This window comes from Streptomyces sp. PL-29 (assembly GCF_058344425.1).
On sequence record NZ_CP136996.1, the window covers coordinates 6,446,406 to 6,472,873 of the forward strand.

The following is a 26,468-nucleotide window of genomic DNA, read 5'->3' on the forward strand; positions in this document are numbered from 1 at the left end:
CACCTGGATCCGTCTGCGGACGGTACGGCACGTCGTCGATGAGGGAAGGGAAGACGGTCATGGGCAGGGACGTTCTCGGGATGGTGGTCGGGATGGCGTTGGGTTTCGCCGGCTGGTTCGGCGGCTTCGGCGCGTTCCTCTTGGTCGCAGCCCTGGGCGGGCTCGGCTACGCGGCCGGCCGCTACACCGAGCGGGGCGGGGATCTGCGTGATCTCCTGGTCGCCGAGCGCGGGCAGCGGTGAGCTCCGCCCAGCGGGGTGTCACCGTCGTGTCCGACCGGGTGGCGGCCAAGATCGCCCGGCAGGCCTGCGCCGAAATCGCCGTACCGGCCGGTGGGCACGTCCTTCGCAGCACCGCGAGCAGGACCGGACGTTCCGTGGGGGTGACCGTGGACGTGGACCTGCCGCTCACGCCGCCGGACGGCATCAACCGGATGGCCCACCTCCACGACCACCTGGTCGGGCGGACCCGGCACTTGACCGGTCTGGACGTCGCGCCCGCGTACATCCGGGTCCGTAAGCTCACCGCCGAACCGGGCCGCCCCGGCTCGGCGGCCGCCGTCCCGGCACCGTTCACGGGACGCCGGCCGTGGTCCCGACGCGGGACCGCCGCCGCAGGACTGGCTGCCGCCGCGGCGGTCGTGTCGGTCCTGCTGCTGTGGACCGTCTGCCACAGGTATGCCCCCGGCCTGCCCCCACCACCCTGGAAACAGGCGGAGGAACTGGCGCGCACGTCCGCAAGCCATTCCTTCGTGCGCCCGGCTGTGGCCCTCGCGGCGGCCGTCGCCGGGGGTTGGCTGATCCTCCTGGCGCTCACCCCCGGCCATCGGCGCACGTCGGCACTCGGATGCCCGCAGCCGGTCCCGGTCCTGGCCCGGATGACGCGGAAACACGCCGCCCGTAGGGTACTGGCGGCCGTCGCCGAAGTACCCGGACTGCGGGTGCGCAGCGTCCGCTTCACCACCCGCAAGATCACCGTACGGGCCCGAGCAGCCTTCGGCAGGCCTCCAGAACTCCGCCAGGCGACGGCCGAGGTCCTCTCGCGGACCGTCGAGTCCATGGGCCTGGCAGGGGAACCCGAGGTGCGGCTCGTGCTCATTGGCGCCCGGGAGGCACGTCCTGCGGGAACCGTTCGGCCTGGAGCGGAGGTCGCGGATGGGTAGCCGCACCGTGTTCAACCGGATGGTGCTCGCCGTCGCCGGCCTCGCCCTTCTCACTGCCGCGGCCGCCACGGCAGGCAGGGTCGAGAGCGAGGCCGCCGACGCCGCAGTCCGGCAGGTGCGGCAAGCGGGGCCCGGGCTGCTGATCCTCGTGTGCTTGCTGGCCCTCGCGGCCTCCCTGGTTCTGCTCACCGCACAGATCCCGCGGCGCGCTCCGCGCCGCCTGGGCCTTTTGGCGCCAGGCTGCCACCTGGACAGCGCGGCCGTCCGCCGTGCCGTCCGAACGGGATGCTCGGCCGTCCCAGGGATCGTGCGGGCCCGCTGCCGGCTGACCGGTCGTGGGCCCACGATGACCCTGGCCGTCACCCTCACCGTGGACAGCAGAGCCCACCCCGGTGAGGTCCTGGCCGCGGTGACGCACGGCGTCCTCACGCAGATTGCGGCCGTGCTCTCCCCCCGGCACCTGAAGACCCGCATCCGCGTGCGCGTCCAACGGCCCGGACCCCGTCGGGTGCTCTGACACAGCCTCTGCAGGCCTATGGCCCGCCCTCGGCGAACGACCAGGCCTTCTCCGGGGAGGAGGCCGTCGCCCGGCCCAACGAGGCGGCCGCCATCCGGCGGGAACGGATCACCATCGCCTCGAAACCGGTCGCTCGGCAGGCCCCCCGCTTCCCGGGCCGGAACCGACCCGTGCGGGGAGGAAGCCGGTGAAGCCGAGCCGCACCTGGCGGCTGTGCCCGCATGCCGGGCGGGCGGCAGGGTCACCCGACCGGGCCGTGGCGATCCAAGTCGTGATCAGCGGGATCGAATCGGCAGCGACCTGCCGGACCCGCGAGGATCCGCCTACTCTACGACCGCGATGGTGAAGGGCGCCTCGTTGTTGTCGGGAGTGCGGTCGTCGAGAGGAGCGACGATCTGTACCAGCCCACCGCTGAGGGTTCCGGATTCGGTGTCTTGGCCGATCCGGGCAGGGATCAGCACAGAGGCCGTCCTTTCCGGGGCGAGCCTTGCGGGCACGGTGCAGCGGACACGCCTGCCCCGGCTGCCGGGAAGAACGTGGCAGTTGTCCGGGTAGAACGGCGACTCCGCGGTGGTTCCCTCCGGCAACTGGACGTTCACGGTGAAGCGTGCCGTGGTCGTGGCGGGCCCCAGATTGGCGATCAGGGCGCGTACTGGCGCAAGGGCGCCGGGTGGGGCCGGGTCGGGGTCGCCGCTGATGACTTCGAGGTCGGAATTGAGGATGGCGGCGTCAGCGGTGGCAGGCAGGAGCCCCGCCATGGTCAGGGCACCGAGCGCCATCAGTGCTCGCCCGGCGCGGGTGGTCTTCCTCAGGGTCATGTGCGTGTGCTTTCCGGTGTCGGGGGAGGGGTGGTCGCCTCACCCTGAGCGGGTGTGACCACCAGTGCCTTCCCCGGTCCTCGCCTCCGCGGATTCACGCATCCCCGGGTCTTCACCCGATGGGACGCGCACCGGCAGCAGCCCACCGGCAGCCCAAGGGGGGGGCAGGAGACGCCGCGACCGGCGGGTGGTGCCGTCCGTCCGCCCACCGGTTCTCGGCACCTGGCGGATTTCCGCTCGGCCGGTCACCGGGCGGAGACCCGCCGTGCGAAGTCCCCCGCGATCACTGCGCCCGCGGCCATCGCCGGGAGGGTCGCCGCCGGGTCCGTCCACCTCCTGCTCGGCAGGGCTCGGACGACTGACCCTCGGGAGTGTGCGCCGCCGTCGACAGCGCACACCGCACCACGCCCCGTCCCGTGATCGGTTGGGCCCGTTACGGACTCACGCCCACATTTCCGTGGCCGCTGCATTCACCCCTTGACCGCATACACGAACAGGGGGAAGGGCAACGATGCGCCCCACGAATCCCACCGCTCCATCCGATCCCCGGGGCCGGCTTCCGTTGGAGCGGAAGAGGGGTGTGGAATCCGCGGAGCCGCGCGCCTGCCTGCGTCGTCCACGGGGCGCTGTTCCCTCCGTCGGTGTCGCCGTCGACCGCCTTGGCGGCCGTCTCCTCGGCGGTGGTTCTACGGGGCGGCCGTGAGGTACATGCCGCTCGCATCGCGGCCGCTGGTGTTGCGGCAGGACCAGTTGCCGTTCGGTTCGGCGTGGAGCAGCGTGAGGCAACGCCCGAGGGCCTGTTGGGCGAAGTAGTTGGGGTGGAAGGACTCCTCGATGGTGCCCTGGGTGCTGGAGCCGATGTCGAGGAAGCGGGCCCAGTCGCTGGTGGTCGCGGTCGGCGGGGTGTTCGGGGTGGCCATGCGGGTGGCCCTGGAGCAGACCTCCCGTCCCTGCAGCATGTCGCGCAGGTCGAGGAACTGGACGCCCTTGGCGGCAGCGACCTTGGAGATCTCGCGCGAGATCTGCGGGACGAGGCGGTCCCGGGCCCAGTCGGAGTCCAGGTTCCAGAACGGGCAGCCGCCGGTGCTGTAGCGGCTCCACCCGCTCTCCGGGTAGCGGTTTTCCGAACTGCGCGGTATAGGCGAGGGGTAGGACTGCAGGACGATCCGGTAGCTGTCGCCGGCGTATCCGGCCGTGGTCATCACCGCACGGATCTCGTCGATCGCCTGGCGCACTCCCGCCATCGCCCTGTCCATGCGGGCGTCGACGGCGTCCTGCTGGTCGTCATGGCAGTAGGACCACCAGAACAGGTAGTCCTGCACGCAGGTGGAGATGATGTCGGCGAACCCGAGGTCGTTCCCGCCGATCGACAGGGTGATCAACCGCACGTCGTACCGCTCGGCCACCGCGGCCAGCTGATCGGCCTGCGGTGCCTCGCCCTTGAGGGGCTGACCGCCGTGGGTCGCGCGCGGAACGTTGGCGGTGACGGCACCGGAGCAGGAGAGGTTGATCTGTTTCTCGGCGACGGTGGGCGCGCTGAGGACCTCCGAAACGTCGGAGCGGTCGCAGCCGTTGGCTGCGGACCCGCCGTAGATCCGGGCCGGGTCGTAGCCGCTTCCGGTCCAGGCCCGGTCGGTCCCCGCGCGGTCCTGGGCGTTGGTCAGGCTGTTGCCCTTCCAGCGGCCGGCTTCACCGGAGATGTAGCTGTCGCCGAGAGCGACCGAGGCCGTGGGCTTGGGATCCGGCGCGGGGGCGGCGCCGGCGGGTGGCGCCATGACGACGAGCGGCAGGGCGAGCGCAGCCGCGGTCAGCGGCGTGAGGAGGCGGAGTGTGCGACGGCTCGCGGGCAAGGCGAACTCCTCGGGGATGTGCCGGGCGGCGCGGCCCGGCGGGTGTGGGGGTGGTGCCGCCGTCGGGAAGATCCGCGACGACGGTCGCGTGCATGACAACCATGGGGATGCGCTGCTCTTCGACCGACGTGGGGACCGCCTTCGAAGACCACCGGTACGTGGTCCACTCCGGGCGGTCCCGTTGCGCGGCACGGGAAGGGTTCGGCACAGCGGGAGCGCAGGCACGTGCCCGCACGGCCTCGGCCGGGGCGCCCCGGGAGAAGCCGGTCGTGCTCCGGCCCCGGGGAGGCGTTCCGCGGAACGCCCAGGGGGCAGGACCGGATCCTGGCTCGGACCCGGAGGCACGGCACAGTCTGCGTCACGGACAGCGGGCCGCAGCAGCGCGTTACCACCCGTTTCACCCGGCCGACCCGACCGGGTGGAACTACGCACTCTGCCAGGGGGGCGCTTCGGCGGCCCGCCGCTCTCCGGCCGGATCGAGTCCGACGGCCCACGTGACGACCTGGACCCGGGAGGACAGGTCGAGTTTGGCCAGGATCCGCTGGACGTGGCCCTCGACGGTGCGCGGCGAGATGACCAGTCGGGCGGCAATCTGCTTGTCCGCCAACCCCTGGACGAGGAGCTCGACCACTTCCGTCTCGCGCCGGGTCAGCGGCGACGGCGGGCCGCCCTCCTTCGACGTGTCGGCGGGCTCCCATGCCAGGGCGGCTTCCACACCCCGTGCCAAGGGCATCTCCGCACCGGCACGCAGCGCGTCCTCCAGCGGTTGCGCGCCGAGGGCGCGCCGCAGCTGCTCCTCGCAGGCGCCGCGGTGCCGCAGCAGGCGGCCGAGCGCGGGCCGCGCGATACCGATCCGTCGCCACAGGGCCCTGACCATTCCCAACAAGACGGCACTGTGCCCCGCGGACCCGTCGGCCGCGGCGATCCAGGCAAGCAGCTCCAGTGACTGTGCGACGGCCAGCAGGTTGCGCTCCGGCTCTTCGGTGCGCAACGCGTCCTTGAGCGCGTCGACGGCCTCGCCCGTGTCCGACCGTAACCAGGCCTGGAGGCCGATCAGCCACAACGCGTAGCAGCGCGACCAGCGAGCACCGTGGCTGTCGCACAGAGCCAGGCTCTGGCGTGCCCGGTCGGCGGCATCAGGATGTCCGGTCAGGGAGCAGGCGACCGCGAGCAGGAAGAGGGTCGTCCACTGGTTGCCGTGGTCGCCTGCGGTCGCGTAGAGCTCCAGAGCCTCTTCGAGAGAGGCGACCGCGCCGCTCAGATCGTCCAGTAATAGAGCGCGCAGGCCGCTGAGTTGCCGCGCATGGGCCCGGATCGGCGCGTGGCCCAGGTCCTCGGAGACAGCCAGGCACTCGGCCATGCGGGTGGTGACGGTGGACGTGTCGCCCCGTAGCAGGGCAAGCCAGCAGTCGGCCCACAGGGCCTTGGCCCGCGCCGGAGTCGGAGCGGTGTGGCGGGCGAGAGCGCGTGCGAGCCAGTGCCGTTCCTCTTCCTGGCTGCCGCTGCCGAGGTGGTGGCTCCAGAGGGAGGCGACCAGTTCCAGGGCATCCTCTCCCTCACCCGGAGCGGTCAGCGCGAACTCGACGGCCGACCGCAGGTTGGCCTGGTCCCGGTGCAGGCGGGCGAACCAGGCGCTCTGCCGGGGGCTGAACCAGTCCGTCTCGCCGTCCGCGACGAGGCTGCGGTAGTGATCGAGGTGGCGTCGACGGGTCTGTGTTTCACGGCCGTCCGCACGCAGTCGGCCGAGGCCGTAGCAGCGAATGGTCTCCAGCATGCGGTAGCGGGCTTCATCCGGATGGTCCTCCCGGATCAGCAGGGATTTGTCGACCAGCGCCGCGAGGGTGGTGAGCGTGTGGTGGCGCGCGGGGCCGGCCACGGAACACACCGCCTCCACCGCACAGAGCCCGAACCCGCCGTGGAAGACGCACAGTTCGGTCCACATGCGGCGTTCGTCGGGGGTGCAGAGCTGAAAGCTCCAGTCGATCGCGTCGTGGAGCGTCCGGTGCCTGGCGGAGCCGGTGGGGGCCGACCGCGCGGGCAGACGGGTGCACTGGTCGAGGCGGTCGAGGATCTGCCGGACCGGCAGGACGCGCAACCAGGCGGCGGCGAGTTCGATGGCCAGCGGGATGCCGTCGAGCCTGGAGCAGAGCAGCCCGGCCGCCGTCCAGTCGTCGTGGTGGCGCGGGAATCCTCCGGACGCTGCCGCCGCACGCTCGGCGAAGAGCTGCACGGAGGCGTACCGGGGCAGGGAATCGGGCGCGGGCAACCGGTCCGGGTCGGGGGTGGCCAGCGGACGCAGGTCCAGGATGTGCTCCCCGTACACCCCCAACTGGTGTCGGCTGGTCGCCAGGACCCTCAGGTCCGGGGCTGCCGCGAGCAGGGCGCCGACCAGCGGTGCGCAGTGGGCGGCGAGATGTTCGCAGTTGTCGAGGAACAGGAGCAGGTGGCGGTCGGCGAGGTACTCGGTCAAAGAGCCCTCCCGGCCGGCGTCCGGGCACCGGAGATCCAGGGCCTGGGCGATGACCTGTACGAGAAGGGAGCCGTCCCGGACGAGTGAGAGGTCCACCGGACAGACCCCGTGCGGGTAGGACGACTGGAGGTCGCGCGCTGCCCGGCGGGCGACACGGGTCTTGCCGATGCCGGCGGTCCCCGTCACGGTCAGCAGGCGTGTCCGTGTCAGGAGCAGGCGGGCCAGGGCCAGGTCATGGCTCCGTCCCACGAGGCTCGTCGTTTCCGCGGGGATGCCGCGGTCAACCGATCGGTCTGGAAGCATGGCTCATGACAACCCGCCGGTCGGCATCATGCCACCACTGCGGGGAAAGACGGCCGACAGCGGAGCGGGCGCCGGCTTCCCGCACCGGGCCCGGGACGGGAGCCACACCCACCGGCGCACCCGTGCCGGGGCACCCGCCGGGATGCCGCACGCGCGTCGGTCCGGGCCAGGGCACAGACTGGTGGGGTGGGCACCGTGGATGTGATCGAGCTCAGGGGACTGACCAAGCGCTACGGAACGGTGGTCGGGGTGGAGGACCTCACCCTCGGCATCGGCCCCGGCGAGGTGTTCGGCTTCCTCGGGCCGAACGGGGCGGGGAAGACCACGACGCTCAGGTGCCTGACGGGATTCCTGCGTCCGACCGCCGGGCACGTCAGGGTGCTGGGGATGGACCCGCTCGGAGATCACCGCCGGGTGGCTCGGGAACTCGGCTACCTCCCGGGCGAGCTGCGGCTGTACCCGGAGCTCACCGGAGCACAGACCCTCGACCTCCTGTGCGCGCTCCAGGGCCGTCCGTGCTCCCGGCGAGCGGAACTGTGCGAGCGGCTGGGCCTGACGCCCGCGGTCCTGCGGCGCACGGTGGGCGGGTACTCGCGCGGCATGAAGCAGAAGCTGGGCCTGGTGCAGGCGCTGCAGCACGATCCGCGGCTGGTGGTCCTCGACGAGCCGACCGAGGGGCTGGACCCCCTGGTGCAGCAGACCTTCTTCGAGCTGATGGAGGAGGCCGCGGCCGACGGCCGTACCGTGTTGTTGTCCAGCCACGTGCTGCCGGAGGTGCAGCGGGCCTGCGGACGCGTGGCGATCGTCCGGGACGGACGCCTGGTCACGGTGGAGAGCGTGGCTGCCCTCCGCGAGGCGCGGGCACGCCGGATCCGGCTGGCCTTCGACGACGGGAGAGGGGCGCGCCCGCTCGGGAGCGCGGACCGGTGGGTGCTGGGTTGGGAGGGCGACCGGGTGGAGCTCCTCGTCCCCCCGAGCGAAGTGGTGGAAGCCCTGCGTGCCCTGCTGGCCTCGGGAGTGGCCGACGTCATCGTGGAGGAGGCGGGGCTGGACGAGGCGTTCCTGGACCTCTACCGCAAGGGCAGCGCCGAGGGGGCCGCGCCGTGACGACGCGGTGGCCCCTGCTGTGGCTGGCGCTGCACCGGCGCCGGCGGATGCTGCTGGCCCTCCTGGCCGGGATGGTCGTCTTCGAGGCCCTGATCGTGGTGGTGGCGAACACCATCGCGCCGGGGCAGCTGTTCTCGGCGGGGGGCAAGGGTCCGCCATCGGCGTACCGGGCGTTCAGCGGGTCGGGCGGTGCCGTTTCGATCGCCAGCTATCCCGGGCTGCTCGGGGCCGGACTGGTGCATCCGTTCTGGATCGCCATGCAGTTGACCGCGATCGGGGCGCTGGCCGCGGCCGCGGTGGCGGCCGACGTGGAATCCGGGACGATCGAGCTGGTCATGGTGCGCCCGGTGAGCCGCAGCCGACTCCTCGCCGAGCGGACGGCCGCCGTGGTGATCGCCGCCTTCGCCCTCAACGCCGCGGCGACGCTGACGGTCGCGGCGGGCGTCTGGCTGTCGCCGGACATCCACCGGGACGTGCCGCTGGGCGGTGTTTTCGCCGCGGGGCTGATGGGCTTCGGCTTCGCACTGTGCCTGGCCGGACCGGCGCTGGCGGTGTCGGCGTGGGGGAGCCGGCGCGCCCAGGTGATCGGTGCGACGATCGCCTTCGGCGCGGTCGGTTTCGCGGTGAACTTCATCGCGCTGGCCTGGTCCGCGGCGGCGCCCCTGCGGTTCGTCAGCCCCTTCCACTACTACACGCCGGGTGACGCGCTGGCACAGGGCCACCCGCTGTGGGCGCAGCTGGGAGTCCTGGTCGGAGTCGGAGTGGTGGGATTCGCCCTGGGCCACGTGTTGCTGAAGAGGCGGGACCTGGCTCCCTAGTCGGTGTCTGGGGTGTCCGCGGTGCGTGCGGTGCGTGCGGTGCGTGGGGCAGGGTCCGTATCGCCCCGGTCAGCGGACCAGGACGGCCTCCCCGGGCTTGGGCACGACGGCCGTCCAGCCCAGCTCGCGGTCGATGCGGTCCCGGAGCGTCTCGGCGGCCGTCTCCTCACCGTGGACGAGGTAGGTGGTGTGCGGTGGCGGTGCGGAGCGCAGCCAGTCGATGATCTGGTCGGCATCCGCGTGGGCGGAGAAGTGGGGTACGTCGGCCACCTCGGCGCGTACGGGAACGTACTCGCCGAACATCTTCAGCGTGCGGGCGCCGTCGACGAGGTCACGCGCCCGGGTGCCGGCGGCCGCGAAGCCGACGATGACGACGGCGTTGCGGCGGTCAGGCAGGAGCCGGTGCAGGTGGTGCAGGACCCGGCCGCCGGTGGCCATGCCGGCGGAGGAGACGATGACCGCGGGGCCCGTGGTGCTGTTGATGTCGATGGACTCCTGGACGGTACGGGCGGCCAGGAAGGGCTCCGGGCTGAGCGCCGCCTCGCCCTGGGCCAGGATCTCGGGCCGCAGCTCGGGAGCGCGGGAGCGCAGGGCGGCGCGGTACACGTCCAGGGCGGCCAGCGCCATGGGGCTGTCCACGTACACCGGTACGCTCCGCGGCAGCGTGCCCTCCCGGCGCAGCGCGGCCAGCTCGTGCAGGACCACCTCGGTCCGGTCGATCGCGAACGCCGGGATGACCACGGTCCCGCCCCGCGCCAGCGTGCGGGTGATCACGCCGGCGAACTCGCGCCGAGCCGTCTCGTGGTCGTGGTGGCGGTCGCCGTAGGTGGACTCCAGCAGCAGCACGTCGGCACCGGTGAACGGCTCCGGAGGCAGCAGCAGGGGGTGTCCGGGGCGGCCGAGGTCGCCACTGACGGCCAGGGTGTGGCCGTCCTCCAGCGTGAGGCGGGCCCAGGCGGAACCGAGGATGTGCCCCCCGTGGTGCAGCCGCAGCTTCGTTCCGGCCATGATCTCGACTTCGCCGCCGACTTCGACCGGGTCGAAGAACTTCAAGGTGTTCTCGACGTCCGTGTCGTCGTAGAGCGGTTTTGCGGGGCGGTGCTTGGACCAGCCGTGGCTGTTGGCGTGCTCGGCGGCCTCCATCTGGAGGCGCGCGCTGTCGCGGAGCACGATCTCGGCGAGGCGGGCCGTTCCGGGGGTGCTGAGGATCGGACCGCGGAAGCCGTGACGGACCAGCCGCGGCAAGTAGCCGCAGTGGTCCAGGTGGGCGTGCGTCACCACGACGGCGCGGAGGTCCGCGGCATCGAATCCGGGCTTGTCCCAGTTGCGCCGGCGCAGATCCGCGAAACCCTGGAAGAGCCCGCAGTCGACCAGGACGCGGGCGTGGTCGCTCTCGACGAGGAACTTGCTACCGGTGACCGTGCGTACCGCACCGAGCAACCGCAGGAGTGCGGGTCTGGGCGACGCGGCAGCGGGGCGCGGGGCTGTCCCGGACATGACCCGCCCTCCCTTCGGTGAGGGGGTCCGGTTTCCACCATGGCACCGCGCGCACGGACGTGCAGGGGGCCGACAGGCCCGTCCAGGGGCCCGACCGGCCCATGTGCGGGCGGTCGGGCCCGGCCCAGCCTGGCGGTGAAAACTCCCGAGGCACGTGAGTCAGGAGGACAGTGTCGTGAAGGCAGTCGTCTTCCAGGACTCCGGACGGACCGCAGCCGACGCGGTCGTCCGCGCCGAAGCCGTCACCGTGCGCGGCCGGGTCCTGAACGGGGACGTCGGCCCGAGGCCCCCGCCGTCGTGGCCGGCACGGGACGCATCGGACGGGCACCCACCGTGACCACCGGTCTCCCCGGCCGCAGCACGCGCTGCGACGGTCCGGGCCACCCCACACAACTGCGACTCCGAGAGGACGGGAAGACGATGAGCAGAACCCAGCACGGGCCGGGTGCCGCGGAGGCGCCGGCCGGACGTACCGACCTCGGGCGGCGGATCGCCCTGCGCCGTGAGGAACTCGGCCTCACCCGGGACGAACTGGGCGAGCGCTGCGGGGCTGACGGCGCCTACATCACCTACCTGGAGGAGCACGCGGCAGCGCCGGCGATCGGCTCCCTCCTGCGACTCGCCGATGCGCTGGGGACGACCGCCGCCGAACTCTCGGGCGCGACGACGGAATTCCCGCCGGGTCGGGGGACGGCCATGTCGGATGCCAGGCTGGTCGAGTTGTCCGAGGGCGAGTGCCGGCGGCTGCTGTCCACGCACGGTGTGGGCAGGGTCGCCGTCTTCACGCCGGAGGGCCCGGCCATACTTCCGGTCAACTACGTCGTGGCGGGCCGCGACATCGCGTTCCGGACCTCGGGCGAGGCGGTGCTCGCGCGGGCCGCCGGCACCGAGGTGGCCTTCGAGGTCGACCATGTGGACGACGTCACGCGCCTGGGCTGGAGCGTCCTGGCCGTGGGCGAGGCGGAGGGGGTCACGGATGCGGAGGAGCTCGCCCGGCTCGACGCCGTCGCGTACTCCCTGCCCTGGGCCGGCGGTCCGCGGACCCACTGGATGAAGGTCACCGCGATCCGGATCACCGGGCGCCGGGTGGTCAGGCAGTGAGCGGGCAGCGAAACATCCGGATCCGGTCCCGCCCGAAGCAGCCCATCGAGCCCGCGCCGCCGGACCTGCGCACCCCGTCCGGCCGCCCGCTCCCGTATTGAGCCCGGAGGTCGTCATGGCAAGCACCCGGCGTGTCGTCCCGTTCGCGGAGATCGGCCGGCAGGACGTCGGCAGTGTGGGGGGCAAGAACGCCTCACTGGGGGAGATGACGGCCCACCTGGCCGGTGCCGGCGTGCGCGTGCCCCCCGGGTTCGCGACGACGGCCGACGCGTACGGAGAGCTGCTCGACGGGCACGGACTGCGGGGGCGGATCGAGGAGCAGATCGCGCGCCTGCGCGAAGGCGACGCGCTCGACGAGGTCGGGGCAGCGATCCGGTCGATGACCCTCGCCGAGCCGCTGCCCCCGGCGCTGCGGGCCGAGATCGTCGCGGCCTACGAGCAGCTGGGGCGCGACGAAGGCAGGGAGGATCCGGAGGTCGCCGTACGCAGCAGTGCCACCGCCGAGGACCTGCCGGAGGCGAGCTTCGCCGGCCAGCAGGAGACGTACCTGAACGTGCGCGGGGCAGCCCGGCTGCTGGAGTCGGTGCACCGCTGCTACGCCTCCCTGTACACCGACCGTGCCATCGACTACCGGGAGCGGATGGGCTTCGACCACCTCCAGGTCGCCCTCTCCGTCGGTGTCCAGGCCATGGTCCGGTCGGACCTGGCCGGAGCCGGGGTGATCTTCACCCTCGACCCGGAGAGCGGATTCCCCGAGGTCGTCGTCATCAGTGCGGCGTACGGACTGGGGGAGACGGTCGTCAGCGGGCAGGTCGACCCCGATGAATACACCGTCTTCAAGCCGAGCCTGAAGGCCCCCCGGCTGGACCCGCTGATCGACGTCCGCGTCGGGGCGAAGCGGCGGAAGGCGGTCTACGCCGAACACGGCCTGACCCGGACCGTCGACACCACTGCCGAGGAGCGCTCGCAGCGGGTGCTGACCGACGCCGAGGTACGGCTCCTCGCCGAGTGGGCACTGGCGGTCGAAGGACACTACGGCTGCCCCATGGACCTGGAATGGGCCAAGGACGGCCTCACCGGAGAGCTGTGGATCGTGCAGGCCCGGCCCGAGACCGTGCAGTCCCGTCGTGCCGCCTCCACCCTGCGCCGTTGCCGCCTGACGGCCGTGCCCGACGCCCCCGTCGTGGACGGCATCGCCGTCGGCGAAGCCATCGGCAGCGGGCCGGTCGTCGTCCTGGACTCGCCCGTCGATCTCGACCGCTTCCCCGCCGGCGGGGTGCTCGTCACCGGCATCACCGACCCGGACTGGGAACCGATCATGAAGCGGGCCTCCGCCGTCGTCACCGACCACGGCGGCCGTACCTCCCACGCCGCGATCGTCAGCCGCGAACTCGCAGTCCCCGCCGTCGTCGGCACCGGCCGTGCGACCGACGCCCTGCACGACGGTCAAAAGGTGACGGTCTCCTGCGCCGAAGGCGCACGCGGCATGGTCTATGACGGGCTTCTCGCCTACGAGGAGACCGAGACCGACCTCGCGGACATCCCCGCCACCCGGACACGCGTCATGCTCAACCTCGCCGATCCCTCCGCGGCCTTCCGGTGGTGGCGCCTGCCCGCCGACGGCGTCGGCCTGGCCCGGCTGGAGTTCATCGTGGCGCACCAGGTCAAGGTCCACCCCATGGCCCTGCTGCACCCCGAACGCCTGGACGCCGCCGACCGTGCCGCCGTCGACCGGCTGACACGGGGACACCTCGACCGCACGCGGTACTTCAGTGACCGCCTGGCGTACGGTATCGCCCGGATCGCCGCCTCCCGGTGGCCCGCCCCGGTCGTCGTACGGACCAGCGACTTCAAGACGAACGAGTACGCGCGCCTGGTCGGCGGCGGGCCGTTCGAACCGGCCGAGGCCAACCCGATGATCGGCTGGCGCGGCGCGAGCCGCTACTACAGCGACGGATACCGGGAGGGCTTCGCCCTCGAATGCCGGGCCCTGCGCCGGGTCCGCGACGAGATGGGCCTGACCAACGTCATCGTCATGATTCCCTTCTGCCGGAGCCTCGACGAGGCCGACCGGGTGCTGGGCGTCATGGCGGAGGAGGGCCTCCGGCGCGGGGAGAACGGGCTGAAGGTCTACGTCATGGCGGAGATCCCGGCCAACGTCATCCTGGCCCGGGAATTCGCCGCACGCTTCGACGGCTTCTCCATCGGCAGCAACGACCTGACCCAGCTCACCCTGGGCGTCGACCGCGACTCCGAAGCCCTCGCCCACGTCTTCGACGAGACCGATCCGGCGGTCACCCGGAGCATCGAAACCCTCGTCCACCGCGCCCGGGCCGCCGGCCGCCCCGTCGGCCTCTGCGGCCAGCGTCCCAGCGACGACCCCGCCTTCACCGAGTTCCTGGTCGGGGCCGGGGTCGACTCCATCTCCGTGGCCCCGGACAGCTTCGCCGCCGTCAAGCAGCACGTCGCCGCCGCCGAACCGGCCCAGGGAGGGCCGAACGGCCCCATCGGGGACCCGATGGTCTCAAGCGGCGCAGCCTCCCCCTCGGGACAGTGAAGGGAGACGACGCATGAAGGCGCTGACCGGGCGCCGGAACGGAGCACACCATGTCAGCAACGCACCTGGAGCGCAGGCGCAGCCCGTTCCCCGACTTCAGGGACTGGTTCGGCACCGACTTCCCCCGGTTCCCGCTGTGGCGGTCCTCGTTCGACACCCTCCCGATCCCGATCGAGGTGACCAACAAGGAGGGCCGGTACACGCTGCGCGCCGAACTTCCCGGGATGGACCCCGACCGGGACATCCGGATCACGGTCGAGGGAGACACCCTCACCGTCAGCGCCGAGCACACCGAGAGCAAGGAGGAGAAGGACCACTCGGAGTTCCGCTACGGCTCCTTCCAGAGGACGGTCCGGCTGCCCGGGCCGATCCCCTCCGACGACGTCGAGGCGGCGTACGAGGACGGCATCCTCACCGTGCGCGTGCCCATGCCGGCCGCGCCCGAGGAGTCCAGGCGCAGCATCCCCGTCCGACGTACCGCGGCAGACGGCAAGGGAGAGTCGTCATGACGTCCAAGCGTGTCCTCGTCGCCTACGGCACCAAGCACGGTGCCACCGCCGGCATCGCCTCCGAGATCGGCCAGACCCTGCGTGAGGACGGCCTCGACGCCGTCGTGGTCCCGGCCGACGACGTGGAGGACGTCCGCGGCTACGACGCCGTGGTGCTCGGCGGCGCCCTGTACGCGGGACACTGGAGCGGGAAGGCCAGGCGTTGCGCCGAGCGCAACGCCGGTGATCTCCAGCACCGCCCGGTCTACCTGTTCAGCAGCGGCCCGGTCGACCGTTCCGCCGAGACGCACGACATTGCGCCGGTGCCCGCGGTGGCCCGGGAGATGGAGCGCCTCGGTGCACGCGAGCACGTCACCTTCGGCGGCAGCGTCACGGCCAGTACCCCGGGGTTCATCGCCCGGGCCATGGTCCGGGCGGGGAAGGGAGGAGACTTCCGCAATCCCGAACGGATTCGGACGTGGGCCCACCACATCAGCGCCGAACTCGCCGCTCCCCACTGAGCGGCCGGACGGCGTCCGAGCGCGGAGGTGCACGATGCCCGAGGCAGGCACACCCGGAGACGGGCCCGCACGAGCGCGTCCGGCGACGGGCGGCCGGGTCCGCCGACTGCTCGGCGGACGCGCGAACGCGCTGCGCCGTCCGGTCGACCGGACCCGGCGCCGGTGGCACATCGCCTTCGTGCTGTCCTTCCTGATCGCCCTGTCCTGCGGCGTCGCCGTGGCCACGGCCGTCCACGACGCGGAAGACCGGACGGCGCGGGAAGCCGCCCGCCATCGCCACCGGATCGAAGCGACGACGGTAGGCGCTGCGGAGCACACCGTCTCCGACCGCTCCGGCACCGCCTCTGGGACGGTTGCGCCGGCCGTCTGGCAGTACCCGGCCGCCCAACGGCACACCGGGACGGTCTCCGTTCCGCCGGGCACACCGCCAGGCCGGACGGTCACGGTCTGGGTCGATGACGCGGGCATGGAAGCGAAGCCCCCGGCGTCCCGCGCCCAGCGCGTCTTCACGGCCGCGGTCGCCGGAGCCGGCTCCTTCGGCGTGCTCGTCCTTGCCTCGGGGGCAACGGTCCGCCTGCGCCTGCTCCTCGCCGATGCCCGCAGCCTGGCCGGGTGGGAGCACGAGTGGGAGGCCGTGGAGCCACGCTGGTCCGGCCGGCTGCGGCGCGAGCAGGGCCCCGGCGATGACTGAGCCGGCCGGCCGGCCCCGCTTTCCGGCCGATGGTCCGCCCCCGAGCCCCGACCCTCTCGAACCGCTGCCGCTCCTGCGGCGCGAACTCGGTACCGGGCCGAGCGGACTGTCCGCACGCGAGGCGGCCCGCCGCCTCGCCGTGTACGGCCCCAACGAGGTCCACCGCAAGGCCCGTACCTCCCTGGGCCGCGAACTCGTCCGCCAGCTCGTCCACCCGCTCGCCCTGCTGCTCTGGGCGGCTGCCGCACTGGCCTTCGTGGCGGACACGCCCGTCCTCGGCTGCGCCATCGTCGCCGTGGTCGTCGTCAACGCCGCCTTCGCGCTCCTGCAGGAGCGCCAGGCGGAGCAGGCGGTGGAGACCCTGGCCCGGTATCTGCCCGAGCGCGCATGGGTGATCCGCGACGGACAACCGTCGGCCGTCGAGTCGCGCGAGCTCGTGCCAGGCGACCTCATCGTCCTCGACGAGGGTGCCAAAGTGCCCGCCGACGCGCGCCTGACCGACGGCGGCATCGAGGTCGACCTGTCGATGCTGACCGGGGAGTCCGCCCCCGCCGAACGCGTCGCCGGCCCCGGCCTCGCAGGGGCACCGCCGCTTCAGGAGCCGAACCTCGTCTTCAGCGGTACGACCTGCACCGAAGGGCAGGCCAGGGCAATCGTGTTCGCCACGGGCGGCCACACCGAGCTGGGACGGATCGCGGCGCTCAGCCAGCGCACCCGGCGCGACCCCAGCCCCCTGGAACGGCAGGTCAAGAAGGTCGCCTGGCTGATCGCCGCGGTCGCGGGCGCCATGGGCGTGGTGTTCCTCCTGGCAGGGATGGCCGTGGGACTCCCGCTGACCGACTCGCTGGTCTTCGCCATCGGCCTGCTGGTGGCCAATGTGCCCGAGGGCCTGCTGCCGATCATCACCCTCGCCCTCGCCGTCGGGGTACGGTCCCTCGCCCGCCAGGGAGCCGTGGTCAAGCGGCTGAGCGCCGTGGAGACGCTCGGGTCCACCAACGTGATCTGCACCGACAAGACCGGCACCCTCACCCGCAACCGCATGCGGCTCCAGACCGTGTGGACACCTGGACACGGTACGGACGACGGTCCCTGGGCAGCCGAACTCGCCCGCGCCGGTGCCCTGTGCACCACGGTCACGCGGGATGCCGAGGGTCACCTGCACGGCGATCCGACCGAGGTGGCCCTGGTCGAGGGAGCTGCCGCCCGCGGCGCCCCAGTCGACCTCGCCGACCGGGACTCCGGCCGTCGGGCGGTCTTCCGGTTCGACCCCCGGCTGCGCCTGATGTCCGTCGTGCAGGAGACGGCGCCACGCGGCGCCCGCGTCGTCGTCAAGGGCGCACCGGAGGCGGTGGCGCGTGCTCTCGACGCCGGGGGAGAGGGCGACGCCGGGGGCGGCGACGCCGCTCTCGCCGCCGCGGACCGGCTCGCCCACGACGGCATGCGTGTGCTGGCCGTCGCCGTGCGCGACCTGACGAAAGGGGCCGTCATACCGGCGCGGCGCGATGAAGCGGAGAGCGGCCTGCGCCTGCTGGGGCTCGTCGGCCTGTACGACCCTCCGCGGCCCGAGGTCGCGGAGGCCGTCCGCCGATGCCACGAGGCGGGCGTCCGGGTCCATGTCGTCACCGGTGACAACGGCGCCACCGCGGCCGCCGTCGCGCGGGAGGTCGGGATCGGCGTCCCCGGCCTCGCGCTGGTGGCGCAGGCCGAGACGGTGGGCGACCAGGAACTCGACCGGCTCCTGGCACCCGGTGATGCCGAAGTCGTCTTCGCCCGCTCCTCGCCCGAGACCAAGCTGCACGTGGCGGACACCCTGCGCGCACACGGGCAGATCGTGGCCATGACCGGCGACGGCGTCAACGACGCCCCCGCGCTTCACCGCGCGCACATCGGGGTCGCGATGGGACGCTCCGGGACGGACGTGGCACGCGAGGCCGCCACGATGGTGCTGACCGACGACAACTTCGCCACCATCGTCGCCGCCATCGAGTCGGGGCGCCGCGTCTACGACAACGTCCGCAAGTTCATCGTCTACATCTTCGCCCACACCACCCCCGAGGTCGTTCCGTTCCTGGTGTTCGCGCTCTCGGCCGGCGCCGTCCCGCTGCCCCTGACCGTCCTGCAGATCCTCGCCATCGACCTCGGCACCGAGACCCTCCCCGCCCTCGCCCTCGGCCGGGAACGCGCCGAGCCCGGCGTCATGAGCCGACCGCCCCGGCCGAGCTCGCAGGGCGTTATCTCCCGCGACATGCTCATCCGGAGCTGGGGATGGCTCGGGACGGTGTCCGCCGCCCTGGTCATGACCGCGTTCTTCTCCGTGCTGTGGCGGGCGGGATGGCACCCCGGCGACCCCACGGGCCCCGGCACCCCGCTCCACCACGCGTACGTCACTGCGACCACGGCCACGTTCGCCGGCATCGTCACCTGCCAGGTCGGCACGGCGATGGCCGCCCGCACCGACCACGCAGCCCTGCGCGAGATCGGCCTGTTCACCAACCGCCTGCTCCTGGCGGGCATCGCCTTCGAGCTCGCCTTCACCGCAGCGCTCGTCTACGCGCCGCCGCTGCAGGACCTGTTCGGCACCGCCGCCCTCTCCCCCGACGTCGTCGCGCTCATCGCGACCTTCCCGGTTCTCGTATGGGGCACCGACGAACTGCGGCGCTGGGCCCGGCGGACCCGCCGGACCACGGACGTCGCGACGGTCCGGAGGCCTCCCGCACCGCGTACCGCGGGTGGCCGGACAGCGAAGCGTGCGCACGCAGGGGGTCCGACCGGGACCTTCGGCCCCCAGGAGGGTCCTGAGCGGCCCTCTTCGCAGCACGATCCGTGGTGACAGCGTGAGGTCACACCCTCAGTGGCCCCGGGCGAGGAGGAATCATGAAGAACACCGTCAGCGGCCCGGAGCCCGGCCCCGTCGTCGTCGGTGTCGACGGCTCCGAGCCCGCCCGTCAGGCCGCGCTCTGGGCAGCCGGAGAGGCCGAGCGTCGCGGGCGCCCCCTGCGCATCGTGTACGGCGCCGACACGGACGGCCGGGCCCTCTACGCATCGGCCGAGACCATCGAGCGCGTCCGTGCCGCCGGCCGCGAACTGCTCGACGAAACCGTGGTCGCGGTCAAGGACACGTACCCGGGCCTGGTGGTCACCACGGAACTCAGTCGGGGCGACGCAGCGGCCGGCCTGCACCGGGCCGCCGGTCTCCGCGGCACCATCGTGGTCGGCAACCGGGGGCTGGGAGGGTTCAGCTCCCTCATGCTCGGTTCGGTGGGCCTGAAGGTCGCCGCCGGTGCGAGGACGCCCGTCATCGTCGTCAGGGGAACCGGCAGCGGCCCGGAGAACGGGACGGTCCTCGCCGGGGTCCGCGACGCGCACGATCTGGACTGTGTGCGCCACGCGGCGCACGAGGCAGAGCTCCGCAAGGCCGAGCTGAGGCTGCTCCACGTGTGGAACGTGCTCCAGTCCGTCGGCGACGTCGTGACCATGATGGACGACCTCACGGAGATCGCCGACGAGTACGTCCGGCACCTGACGGCGGTGACCGAGCAGATCCGCCGGGAATTCCCGGACCTCACCGTCCGGGCGGACGCCGAGAAGAGCACGTCCGTCGCCGCCGCTCTGGTCGAGGCCTCCCGGCACGCCGACCTGCTGGTCATGGGCGGGCGGAGGGCGTCCGCGTACCTGGGCCCCACCCTCGGGCGGCACACCCACAGCCTCGTGCACCACTCACACTGTCCGGTGCTGCTCGTTCCGCGCCACAAGGACGAGAAGGAGAGCGCATCGTGAGGGCACCCGCCGAACACCGCGAGATCGCCGTCGGCATCGACCCGGCCAGGGACTGGCACCTGCCCCTCGCCTGGGCGTCGGACGAGGCCCACCGCCGCGGGCTTGGGCTCCGGCTCGTCGTGGCGGTCCCCGCGCCGCCCCACACGCGACAGGTCGACGACACCCCCCGAGTGAAGGCTCGGCGCCGCGAGGGCTCCGAAGCCCTCGCGGCCGCTTCCGACTGGGCGAGGGAACGCCACCCGGGAGCGGACGTCGCCGCCGATCTGATCGAAGGACCTCCTGTCCCGGCCATCGGCCGCATGTCCCGCCGGGCCCGCATGCTCGTGCTGGGATCGCGCCGTCTGAGCCGGACCGCGGAGATCCTCAGCGCCGGCTCCACGGTGGTCCCGGTCACGGCCCAGGCGCCCTGCCCCGTCGTCGTGGTCGCGAACCCCGAGGACACCACCCGGCAGCCACCCTCACTGGTCGTGGGCATCGACGGCAGCGAGTCCTCCAGGGCCGCGCTCGCGCTCGCCTACGAGGAGGCCGATCTGCGCGGCGCCGTGCTGCGTGCCGTCGCGGTGTGGCAGCCGCCGGTCTTCCTCCTCCACGACGAGGAGGTCGCGCTGCGGGCACAGCGGCGGATGCTGTACGAGACCACGGCCGGATGGTCGCAGAAGTACCCGGACGTGGTGGTCTCCCACGAGGTGCCGATCGGGCATCCGGTGGAAGAGCTCGCGCGGGCCGCCGAGCACGCCCTGGCCGTGGTGGTGGGCCGTCGCGGACAGGGAGGCTACACCGGCATGCGCCTGGGTTCCGTCGTCCACGGACTGCTGCACCGGGCGGTCTGCCCGGTGATCACGGTTCCCGCCGGATAGGACCCCCATGGCGATCACCCCGGCCACCACAGACGCACTGGTTCGCACGCCCGGCGGACTCACCGGCCGCGAGGCGGAACGCAGGCTCGCCGACCACGGCCGCAACGAGATCCCGCCCGCCCCGCCGACCCCTTGGTACGCCCGCGTACTGGCTCAGCTGCGCGACCCGCTGATCATGGTGCTGCTCGGCGCGGTGGTCCTCACGATCGCGATCGGCGACCACCCCGACGCGGTGGTCATCGCCGTGGTGATCGTCGTCAACACGACCGTGGGCGTCGTGCAGGAGATCCGCGCCGACCACGCCGTGGCCGCCCTCTCCGCGATGTCGGCACCGAACGCCCGGGTCCTGCGGGACGGAGCCCCGAGCGAGATCCCCGCAGCCGCCGTGGTGCCCGGTGACGTCCTGCTGCTCGCCGAGGGGGACATCGTGGCGGCCGACGCCGAGGTCGACGAGGCGTCCGCCCTCACGATCGACGAGTCCATGCTCACGGGGGAGTCCGTACCCGTGGACAAGACGGCCGCTTCGACCGCGAGCGCGGGGACCGTGGTCGTGAAGGGCCGCGGCGTGGCGACGGTGAGGGCCACCGGACCGAACAGCGCTCTCGGCCGGATCGCCGCCCTTCTCGACACCAAGCGGGAGCCGACACCCCTGCAGCGCCGTCTCGCCTCGCTGGGGCGTGTCCTGGCCGTCGTCACCCTGGTGCTGTGCCTGCTGGTCTTCGCCCTCGGGCTGGTACAGGGCCTGCCGCCCGGGATCATGGCGGTGACGGCGATCAGCCTCGCCGTGGCGGCGGTTCCCGAATCCCTGCCGGCCGTCGTGACCCTGGCCCTCGCCCTGGGAGCCCGCCGGATGGTGGCCCGGCACGCCCTCATCCGGCGGCTCCCCGCGGTGGAGACCCTCGGGTCCGTCACGGTCCTCGCCACCGACAAGACCGGCACCCTCACCGAGGGCCGCATGGTCGTCCAGCACGTGTGGACCCCCCGGGTCGCGGCCGACTTCTTCGGAGTGGGGTACGAACCGCGGGGGGACGTCCGGGTCGAGGGGCGGTCGCCGACGGCGGCCGAGCTCGGCCCCGTGCGGGACCTGCTGACGGCCGCGTCGCTCTGCAACGACGCCTCCCTGCGGCCGCCCCACGCAACGCCGCCGGACGAGGACCGGTGGACCGCGGTCGGCGACCCCATGGAGGCCGCCCTCCTGGCGGCGGCCGTCAAGGCCGGGTGCGGCGAGCCGGAGCAGCTCCGGCGCACGCACCCCAGGACGTGGGAGGTGCCGTTCGACAGCGGACGCAAGCGCATGACGACGGTCCATCGTCTGCCGTCCGGTGGTGCCCTCGTGTGTTTGAAGGGTGCCCCGGAGGTGGTGCTCGCCCCAGCGGTTCTCGCCGACCGCGCAGATCTGGTGGCCGGTGCCCGGCAGCAGGCGGCGAGCCTGGCCTCCCGCGGATACCGGGTGCTCGCCGTGGCATCCGCCGAACACGCCGAGCGGCCGCACAGTGCCGAGGCGGCCGAGGCAGGACTGCGGCTCCTGGGGCTGGTCGCCGTCAGCGACCCGCCCAAGCCCGCGGCAGCCGCCACGCTCGCCGCGTGTCACGAGGCCGGCATCACCCCGGTCCTGATCACCGGAGACCACCCGGCGACGGCTCGCGCGATCGCCGCCCGGGTGGGCCTGGTCGGCCGGGACGCCGACGGCGAAGCCGTGGTCAGCGGACCCGATCTTGCGGCCGGCCGGGTAGCCGACCTCACCGCCGCACGCGTCTTCGCCCGGACGGACCCGCAGCAGAAGCTGGACATCGTCGACGCCTGGCGGGCCCGGGGAGCCGTCACCGCCATGACCGGAGACGGCGTCAACGACGGGCCCGCGCTGCGCCGCGCCGACATCGGGGTGGCCATGGGGCAGCAGGGCACGGAGGTCGCCCGCCAGGCGGCCGACCTCGTGCTGACCGACGACGACCTGTCGACCGTGGTCGCGGCCGTCGAGGAGGGCCGGCGGGTCTACGACAACATCCGCCGCTTCCTCGTCTACGGCTTGGCCGGGGGTGCCGCCGAGATCCTCGTCATGCTGATCGGCCCCCTGCTGGGCCTCCCGCTGCCGCTCCGAGCCGGCCAGATCCTGTGGATCAACCTCCTGACCCACGGCCTGACCGGGGTGGCCATGGGCGCCGAGCCGGTGGCGCCGGACGCCATGCGCAAGCCACCGAGGCCGCCCGGCCAGCACATCCTCGGCGCGGGCGCGTGGCAGAGGCTCCTCGTGCTCGCCGCCGTGGTCACCGCGTCCTGCCTCACCGCCGGAACCATCGCACGGGCCTGGGGCCTGCCCTGGCAGAGCGTCCTCTTCCTCTCCCTGCTGGCCGGGCAGCTCGGCGTCGTGCTGGGACTGCGGACGCGCCTGCTGACTCGGGAGAACCTCTTCCTGCCCCTGTCCGTCCTCGCCTCCGCGCTGCTCGGGGCGGCAGCGCTGCACCTTCCGCTGCTGCGGTCGGTCCTGGAGACCGAACCTCTGGGACTGCGGGGTACGGCCCTGGCCGCAGCCGCTCTCCTGAGCGGCTTCGCGGCGGCCCGACTGGTGAGGCACGCATTCCGAAGGAGCTGATGGTCATGGAGAAGCGCATGTCAGGGCACGGCACCCGGGCCCGTCTCGGCGACGAGATAGTCGTGGGAGGGCCGACGGTGGGCAAGCCGGGCCGGGACGGCGAAGTCGTCGGCCTGCACCACGACGACGGCACTCCGCCGTACGACGTCCGCTGGTCGGACACCGGCAGGACGACGCTGTACTTCCCCGGGCCCGACGCCCACATCCGGCATCTGGGCCCGGACGACTCCGCATGACGCCCACGGCCTGAGCGGGAACGCGGGGGCGGGGATACGGTGAGGAGGCAGGCCGGACTTCCCCGGGCGTCGCTTGGAGGTGCGCATGGGCGGGGACGAGCGGGATCCCGCGCGCCCGGGGCTCCCGGGGCTGCGGCTGGACGAACTGCTCGCGGAGCTCCAGGTCCGCATCGACGAGGTCCGTGGGGCGAGGGACCGTCTCAACGGCCTCCTCGACGCCGTGATGTCCGTCGGCCGGGAGCTGGACCTGCCGCAGGTCCTGAGGCGCATCGTCGAAGCCGCCGTCGTGCTCGTGGACGCGGAGTACGGAGCGCTGGGGGTCATCGGCGACGACCGGAAGCTCGCCCAGTTCCTCCCCGTCGGCATCGGCGACGACCTCCGGGCCGAGATCGGCGACCTGCCCTCCGGCCACGGAATCCTCGGCGAGCTCATCCGCCACCCCGAGCCGCTCCGCCTCGCCGAACTGTCCGATCACCCCGCCTCCTACGGCTTCCCGGCCCACCACCCCCCGATGCACTCCTTCCTCGGGGTTCCCATCCGGGTCCGCGAGGCCGTGTTCGGCAACCTCTACATGACCGAGAAGCGCGGGGGCATGGCCTTCGACGAGGAGGACGAGGGCGTTCTGTCCACCTTGGCGGTGGCGGCCGGCATCGCCATCGAGAACGCCCGCCTCTTCGAAGAGGTGCGCCTCCGGGAGCGCTGGCTGGCCGCCAGCTCCGCATTCACCAGTGCCCTGCTCTCCGGCTCGGCCGAGACGGAGGTGCTGGAAGGGATGCTGGAGCGTGCCCGCGACATCACCGGCGCCGACCTCGGTGTCTTCTCCGTCGTGGGCCAGAGCGGTGAACTGCGCGACTCGCTGGCCGTGGGGGAGGGCGCCGAGGCGCACCGCGGCGTCGTGCTGCCCAGCAGCGGCGGCACACTGGCAGCCGTCGCCCTCGGCGAGCAGGACCGACTGATCGCCGTGGCCGACGTCGAGGCCGACGACCGGATCACCGTGCAGCCGGAACGGTGGCGGGGATTCGGCCCCGCCGTCGTCGTCACGTTCGGCACCAGGCAGCGGGTGAGCGGCGTCCTCACCCTGGCCCGCAGGCGTGGTCGCCCGGGGTTCGCCCGCGCGCAGATCGCGGCACTGCCCGGGTTCGCCGGCCAGGCCGCGGTGGCGCTGGAGCTCGCCGCCCGCCGCCGGGACGCCGAGCAGACGAGCATGCTGGAGGACCACGACCGCATCGCCCGCGACCTCCACGATCTCGCCATCCAGCGGCTCTTCGCCACGGGCATGACCCTCCAGAGCGCCCAGCGCTTCGTGGAGCACCCCGAGGCTTCCGAGCGCCTCGCGCGGGCGATCGACGATCTGGACGCCACCATCAAGATCATCCGTTCGACGATCTTCGGGCTCCGGGAACACGAGGCTCCCGGAGGTCCTCCGAAGTTGCGCGTCCGCGCCGTACGGGCGGTGGAGGAAGCCGCCCCGGTACTCGGCTTCACCCCGGCCCTGCGGATGGAGGGCCTGATCGACACCGAGGTGTCCGACGAGACCGCCGACGAGGTGCTCGCCGTGATCACGGAAGGGCTCACCAACGTCGCCCGGCACGCCAAGGCGCGCCGGGCGGACGTCTCGATCTCGGCCGCCGAAGGAGTCCTGACCGTACTGGTCGGCGACGACGGAGTCGGGATGGCGGAGGGAGGCCGCCGCAGCGGGCTCCGCAACCTTGCGGAACGGGCCGAACGCCTGGGAGGCGAACTCTCGGTGTCCGTGCCCGGGCCGAACGGTCAGGGCACGACGCTGCGCTGGCGGGTCCCCTTGGACGCCGTGGGACACCGCCCGCCTTCCGGGTGAGTGCTGCCCGCCGTCACACGGCTACGGCCGTCAGACACGGCTGCCGCTGCCGTGCGGGGCGTAGAGGTCGAGCAGCCGTACCCGGGCGGAGTGCAGCCGGTGTGCGAGCACCTGCGCGACCCAGTGGCCCATCGCGGAGCCGAAGGCAGGGTCGGCGTCCATCATCGTGCGCACGGCGGCGGCGTCGAACTCGTAGGTGCGAACCGGCGTCGTGGCCACGGCCCCCAGCCTCCAGGAACGGGGCTCCAACATCCACGAGCACCCGACGAGTTCACCCGGTCCGAGGCTTTCGATCACCGCAGGCGGTCTGCCGGGCACGGGCACGTCCAAGGCCACGAGGCCCGTACGGACGATCCAGAACCTGTCCGCGCGCCCACCCTCGTCGAAGAGGCGTGCGCTCTCGGGGAAGTTGACCTCCCGGGCAACACCCATCAGCCGGGAACGGTGTTCAGCCGGCAGCGCACCGGCGACTTTCGTAGGGGGAGTGGTCCTCATGGCGGCCTCCGGTCGGTTCCGGTTCAAGTCTGGGCGGTACCGCCGGCGGCGGGGATGGGCCGACCGGCCCCCGGTTCCCCGGGACAGGGGCCCATTCGGCCCTGGCCCGGGGTACGGAACGGAACGGACGCTGGGTGGAGCCGAGGCCGAGGTCACGGGGCCGGAGCGGAGGGCCGCGGAATGGATCAGGAAACCAGCAGGAGACCGGCCGACGGCCCCGCGGCGAACCGGGTGCGGCCCACACGGCAACTGGACCGTACCGAGGCGCTGCGGCTCCTGGCCACCGTCTCGCTCGGCCGCCTCGTCTTCACCCACCGGGCGCTGCCGGCCATCCGGCCGACGAGCCACCACGTCGACGGGGAGGACGTTCTCGTCGGGGTGGACGAGGGCGTTTCACGCGCGTCACTGGCGCCCACGCCCGGCGAACCCGGTCTCGTCCTCGGCTACGAAGCCGACGCCATCGACGCCTGCACCCATCTCGGCTGGAGCGTCGTCGTGATCGGTCACGCCGAGCTCATCGTGAACCGCGACGAAGCCGAACGGCTGGCGGCCCTGCTCGACCCGTGGAGGGACCGACCGATGGCCGACGTCCTGCGCATCCGGTCCGAACTCGTCACGGGCTTCCGCCTCGGATCCTGACCACGGCCGCCACCGTCGAGGGCCAACCCGTCGAGGCCCGACCCGTCGAGGCCCGACCCGCAGGCCCGTCCCCCGACCCGGTGCCCGCGCCGTACGCCGTTCGGCCCGTGGCGCAGGTGACCGTCCCGCGCGCAGGG

The 26,468-nt window shown here is 72.9% G+C and carries 22 protein-coding genes and 1 pseudogene; 18 read left to right on the top strand and 5 right to left on the bottom strand.

Annotated features, from left to right (window positions below):
• The first annotated feature begins 59 nt into the window (after positions 1 to 59).
• The 3 genes from R4Z63_RS29355 to R4Z63_RS29365 are packed head-to-tail and all read left to right on the top strand — an operon-like array spanning position 60 to position 1,679.
• Entirely contained in the window at positions 60 to 242 is a 183-nt protein-coding gene (locus R4Z63_RS29355) for a hypothetical protein (protein ID WP_037916696.1), read from the top strand.
• Between the two features lie 26 nt (positions 243 to 268).
• Positions 269 to 1,162: a DUF6286 domain-containing protein gene (locus tag R4Z63_RS29360; RefSeq protein WP_384448458.1), complete on the top strand. Its 894-nt coding sequence runs from the start codon at positions 269 to 271 to the stop codon at positions 1,160 to 1,162.
• Complete coding sequence (locus R4Z63_RS29365) at positions 1,155 to 1,679, top strand: hypothetical protein (RefSeq protein WP_384448461.1); 525 nt, start codon at positions 1,155 to 1,157, stop codon at positions 1,677 to 1,679. The genes R4Z63_RS29360 and R4Z63_RS29365 overlap by 8 nt, the downstream gene beginning before the upstream one ends.
• Positions 1,680 to 2,002: 323 nt before the next feature.
• Here R4Z63_RS29365 and R4Z63_RS29370 read toward each other — a convergent pair whose 3' ends face one another.
• The 3 genes from R4Z63_RS29370 to R4Z63_RS29380 all read right to left on the bottom strand — a co-directional run bounded on the left by R4Z63_RS29370 (position 2,003) and on the right by R4Z63_RS29380 (position 7,066).
• Entirely contained in the window at positions 2,003 to 2,497 is a 495-nt protein-coding gene (locus R4Z63_RS29370; RefSeq protein WP_384448464.1) for a hypothetical protein, read from the bottom strand.
• 686 nt (positions 2,498 to 3,183) lie between these two features.
• Entirely contained in the window at positions 3,184 to 4,347 is a 1,164-nt protein-coding gene (locus R4Z63_RS29375; RefSeq protein ID WP_384448467.1) for a GDSL-type esterase/lipase family protein, read from the bottom strand.
• 424 nt (positions 4,348 to 4,771) lie between these two features.
• Complete coding sequence (locus R4Z63_RS29380; protein WP_384448470.1) at positions 4,772 to 7,066, bottom strand: ATP-binding protein; 2,295 nt, start codon at positions 7,064 to 7,066, stop codon at positions 4,772 to 4,774.
• 240 nt (positions 7,067 to 7,306) lie between these two features.
• On the opposite strand from R4Z63_RS29380, the gene R4Z63_RS29385 reads away from it, so the two are divergent.
• Together R4Z63_RS29385 and R4Z63_RS29390 are read left to right on the top strand one after the other, a co-directional pair.
• A complete protein-coding gene (locus tag R4Z63_RS29385) occupies positions 7,307 to 8,227 on the top strand; it encodes an ABC transporter ATP-binding protein (RefSeq protein ID WP_384448473.1) in 921 nt (306 codons plus the stop codon).
• Positions 8,224 to 9,045, top strand: coding sequence for an ABC transporter permease subunit (locus tag R4Z63_RS29390; protein WP_384448476.1), 822 nt, complete (start codon positions 8,224 to 8,226; stop codon positions 9,043 to 9,045). Before R4Z63_RS29385 ends, R4Z63_RS29390 begins: the two co-directional genes overlap by 4 nt.
• Positions 9,046 to 9,114: 69 nt before the next feature.
• Here the strand turns inward: R4Z63_RS29390 and R4Z63_RS29395 are convergent, their stop codons facing one another.
• The gene (locus tag R4Z63_RS29395; RefSeq protein ID WP_052030091.1) at positions 9,115 to 10,542 is read right to left on the bottom strand and encodes an MBL fold metallo-hydrolase RNA specificity domain-containing protein; all 1,428 of its coding nucleotides are present in this window, start codon (positions 10,540 to 10,542) and stop codon (positions 9,115 to 9,117) included.
• A gap of 175 nt (positions 10,543 to 10,717) precedes the next feature.
• Here R4Z63_RS29395 and R4Z63_RS29400 point away from each other — a divergent pair, with 175 nt between their 5' ends.
• The 12 genes and pseudogenes from R4Z63_RS29400 to R4Z63_RS29455 all read left to right on the top strand — a co-directional run bounded on the left by R4Z63_RS29400 (position 10,718) and on the right by R4Z63_RS29455 (position 25,197).
• Positions 10,718 to 10,879, top strand: coding sequence for a hypothetical protein (locus R4Z63_RS29400; protein ID WP_384448479.1), 162 nt, complete (start codon positions 10,718 to 10,720; stop codon positions 10,877 to 10,879).
• An 83-nt stretch (positions 10,880 to 10,962) separates the two neighbouring features.
• Positions 10,963 to 11,643, top strand: a complete 681-nt coding sequence (locus R4Z63_RS29405) for a helix-turn-helix domain-containing protein (protein ID WP_037916720.1) — start codon at positions 10,963 to 10,965, stop codon at positions 11,641 to 11,643.
• 115 nt (positions 11,644 to 11,758) lie between these two features.
• Entirely contained in the window at positions 11,759 to 14,200 is a 2,442-nt protein-coding gene (gene ppsA / locus R4Z63_RS29410) for a phosphoenolpyruvate synthase (RefSeq protein WP_384448482.1), read from the top strand.
• A 50-nt stretch (positions 14,201 to 14,250) separates the two neighbouring features.
• Positions 14,251 to 14,709 (top strand): Hsp20/alpha crystallin family protein, encoded by a 459-nt coding sequence (locus tag R4Z63_RS29415; protein WP_037916722.1) that lies wholly within the window; start codon positions 14,251 to 14,253, stop codon positions 14,707 to 14,709.
• Positions 14,706 to 15,209, top strand: a complete 504-nt coding sequence (locus R4Z63_RS29420) for a flavodoxin domain-containing protein (RefSeq protein WP_037916724.1) — start codon at positions 14,706 to 14,708, stop codon at positions 15,207 to 15,209. Before R4Z63_RS29415 ends, R4Z63_RS29420 begins: the two co-directional genes overlap by 4 nt.
• A gap of 34 nt (positions 15,210 to 15,243) precedes the next feature.
• Positions 15,244 to 15,900: an Rv1733c family protein gene (locus R4Z63_RS29425; protein WP_052030093.1), complete on the top strand. Its 657-nt coding sequence runs from the start codon at positions 15,244 to 15,246 to the stop codon at positions 15,898 to 15,900.
• A complete protein-coding gene (locus tag R4Z63_RS29430) occupies positions 15,893 to 18,730 on the top strand; it encodes a cation-translocating P-type ATPase (protein ID WP_384448487.1) in 2,838 nt (945 codons plus the stop codon). Before R4Z63_RS29425 ends, R4Z63_RS29430 begins: the two co-directional genes overlap by 8 nt.
• Before the next feature lie 44 nt (positions 18,731 to 18,774).
• Entirely contained in the window at positions 18,775 to 19,677 is a 903-nt protein-coding gene (locus R4Z63_RS29435; protein WP_037916727.1) for a universal stress protein, read from the top strand.
• Positions 19,674 to 20,534, top strand: a complete 861-nt coding sequence (locus R4Z63_RS29440) for a universal stress protein (protein WP_384448490.1) — start codon at positions 19,674 to 19,676, stop codon at positions 20,532 to 20,534. Before R4Z63_RS29435 ends, R4Z63_RS29440 begins: the two co-directional genes overlap by 4 nt.
• A gap of 7 nt (positions 20,535 to 20,541) precedes the next feature.
• A complete protein-coding gene (locus R4Z63_RS29445; RefSeq protein ID WP_384448493.1) occupies positions 20,542 to 23,124 on the top strand; it encodes a cation-translocating P-type ATPase in 2,583 nt (860 codons plus the stop codon).
• A gap of 17 nt (positions 23,125 to 23,141) precedes the next feature.
• Positions 23,142 to 23,339 (top strand): annotated as a pseudogene (locus R4Z63_RS29450) (DUF1918 domain-containing protein); the annotation flags it as partial.
• A 106-nt stretch (positions 23,340 to 23,445) separates the two neighbouring features.
• On the top strand, positions 23,446 to 25,197 hold the full coding sequence (locus R4Z63_RS29455; RefSeq protein WP_384448496.1) for a GAF domain-containing sensor histidine kinase: 1,752 nt from the start codon (positions 23,446 to 23,448) through the stop codon (positions 25,195 to 25,197).
• 30 nt (positions 25,198 to 25,227) lie between these two features.
• On the opposite strand, the gene R4Z63_RS29460 is transcribed toward R4Z63_RS29455, so the two are convergent.
• Positions 25,228 to 25,692 carry a Crp/Fnr family transcriptional regulator gene (locus R4Z63_RS29460; protein ID WP_037916736.1) on the bottom strand — a complete coding sequence of 155 codons (465 nt, stop codon included), beginning with the start codon at positions 25,690 to 25,692 and terminating at the stop codon, positions 25,228 to 25,230.
• A 180-nt stretch (positions 25,693 to 25,872) separates the two neighbouring features.
• On the opposite strand from R4Z63_RS29460, the gene R4Z63_RS29465 reads away from it, so the two are divergent.
• Positions 25,873 to 26,331 (top strand): pyridoxamine 5'-phosphate oxidase family protein, encoded by a 459-nt coding sequence (locus R4Z63_RS29465; protein WP_384448499.1) that lies wholly within the window; start codon positions 25,873 to 25,875, stop codon positions 26,329 to 26,331.
• Positions 26,332 to 26,468 lie beyond the last annotated feature (137 nt).

Bases quoted from the DNA above. Each gene is read 5' to 3' on its own strand.
- R4Z63_RS29355 (WP_037916696.1), top strand. From the start codon at position 60: ATGGGCAGGGACGTTCTCGGGATGGTGGTCGGGATGGCGTTGGGTTTC.
- R4Z63_RS29365 (WP_384448461.1), top strand. From the start codon at position 1,155: ATGGGTAGCCGCACCGTGTTCAACCGGATGGTGCTCGCCGTCGCCGGC.
- R4Z63_RS29370 (WP_384448464.1), bottom strand. From the start codon at position 2,497: ATGACCCTGAGGAAGACCACCCGCGCCGGGCGAGCACTGATGGCGCTC.
- R4Z63_RS29395 (WP_052030091.1), bottom strand. From the start codon at position 10,542: ATGTCCGGGACAGCCCCGCGCCCCGCTGCCGCGTCGCCCAGACCCGCA.
- R4Z63_RS29405 (WP_037916720.1), top strand. From the start codon at position 10,963: ATGAGCAGAACCCAGCACGGGCCGGGTGCCGCGGAGGCGCCGGCCGGA.
- ppsA (WP_384448482.1), top strand. From the start codon at position 11,759: ATGGCAAGCACCCGGCGTGTCGTCCCGTTCGCGGAGATCGGCCGGCAG.
- R4Z63_RS29415 (WP_037916722.1), top strand. From the start codon at position 14,251: ATGTCAGCAACGCACCTGGAGCGCAGGCGCAGCCCGTTCCCCGACTTC.
- R4Z63_RS29420 (WP_037916724.1), top strand. From the start codon at position 14,706: ATGACGTCCAAGCGTGTCCTCGTCGCCTACGGCACCAAGCACGGTGCC.
- R4Z63_RS29425 (WP_052030093.1), top strand. From the start codon at position 15,244: ATGCCCGAGGCAGGCACACCCGGAGACGGGCCCGCACGAGCGCGTCCG.
- R4Z63_RS29430 (WP_384448487.1), top strand. From the start codon at position 15,893: ATGACTGAGCCGGCCGGCCGGCCCCGCTTTCCGGCCGATGGTCCGCCC.
- R4Z63_RS29435 (WP_037916727.1), top strand. From the start codon at position 18,775: ATGAAGAACACCGTCAGCGGCCCGGAGCCCGGCCCCGTCGTCGTCGGT.
- R4Z63_RS29445 (WP_384448493.1), top strand. From the start codon at position 20,542: ATGGCGATCACCCCGGCCACCACAGACGCACTGGTTCGCACGCCCGGC.
- R4Z63_RS29455 (WP_384448496.1), top strand. From the start codon at position 23,446: ATGGGCGGGGACGAGCGGGATCCCGCGCGCCCGGGGCTCCCGGGGCTG.
- R4Z63_RS29460 (WP_037916736.1), bottom strand. From the start codon at position 25,692: ATGAGGACCACTCCCCCTACGAAAGTCGCCGGTGCGCTGCCGGCTGAA.
- R4Z63_RS29465 (WP_384448499.1), top strand. From the start codon at position 25,873: ATGGATCAGGAAACCAGCAGGAGACCGGCCGACGGCCCCGCGGCGAAC.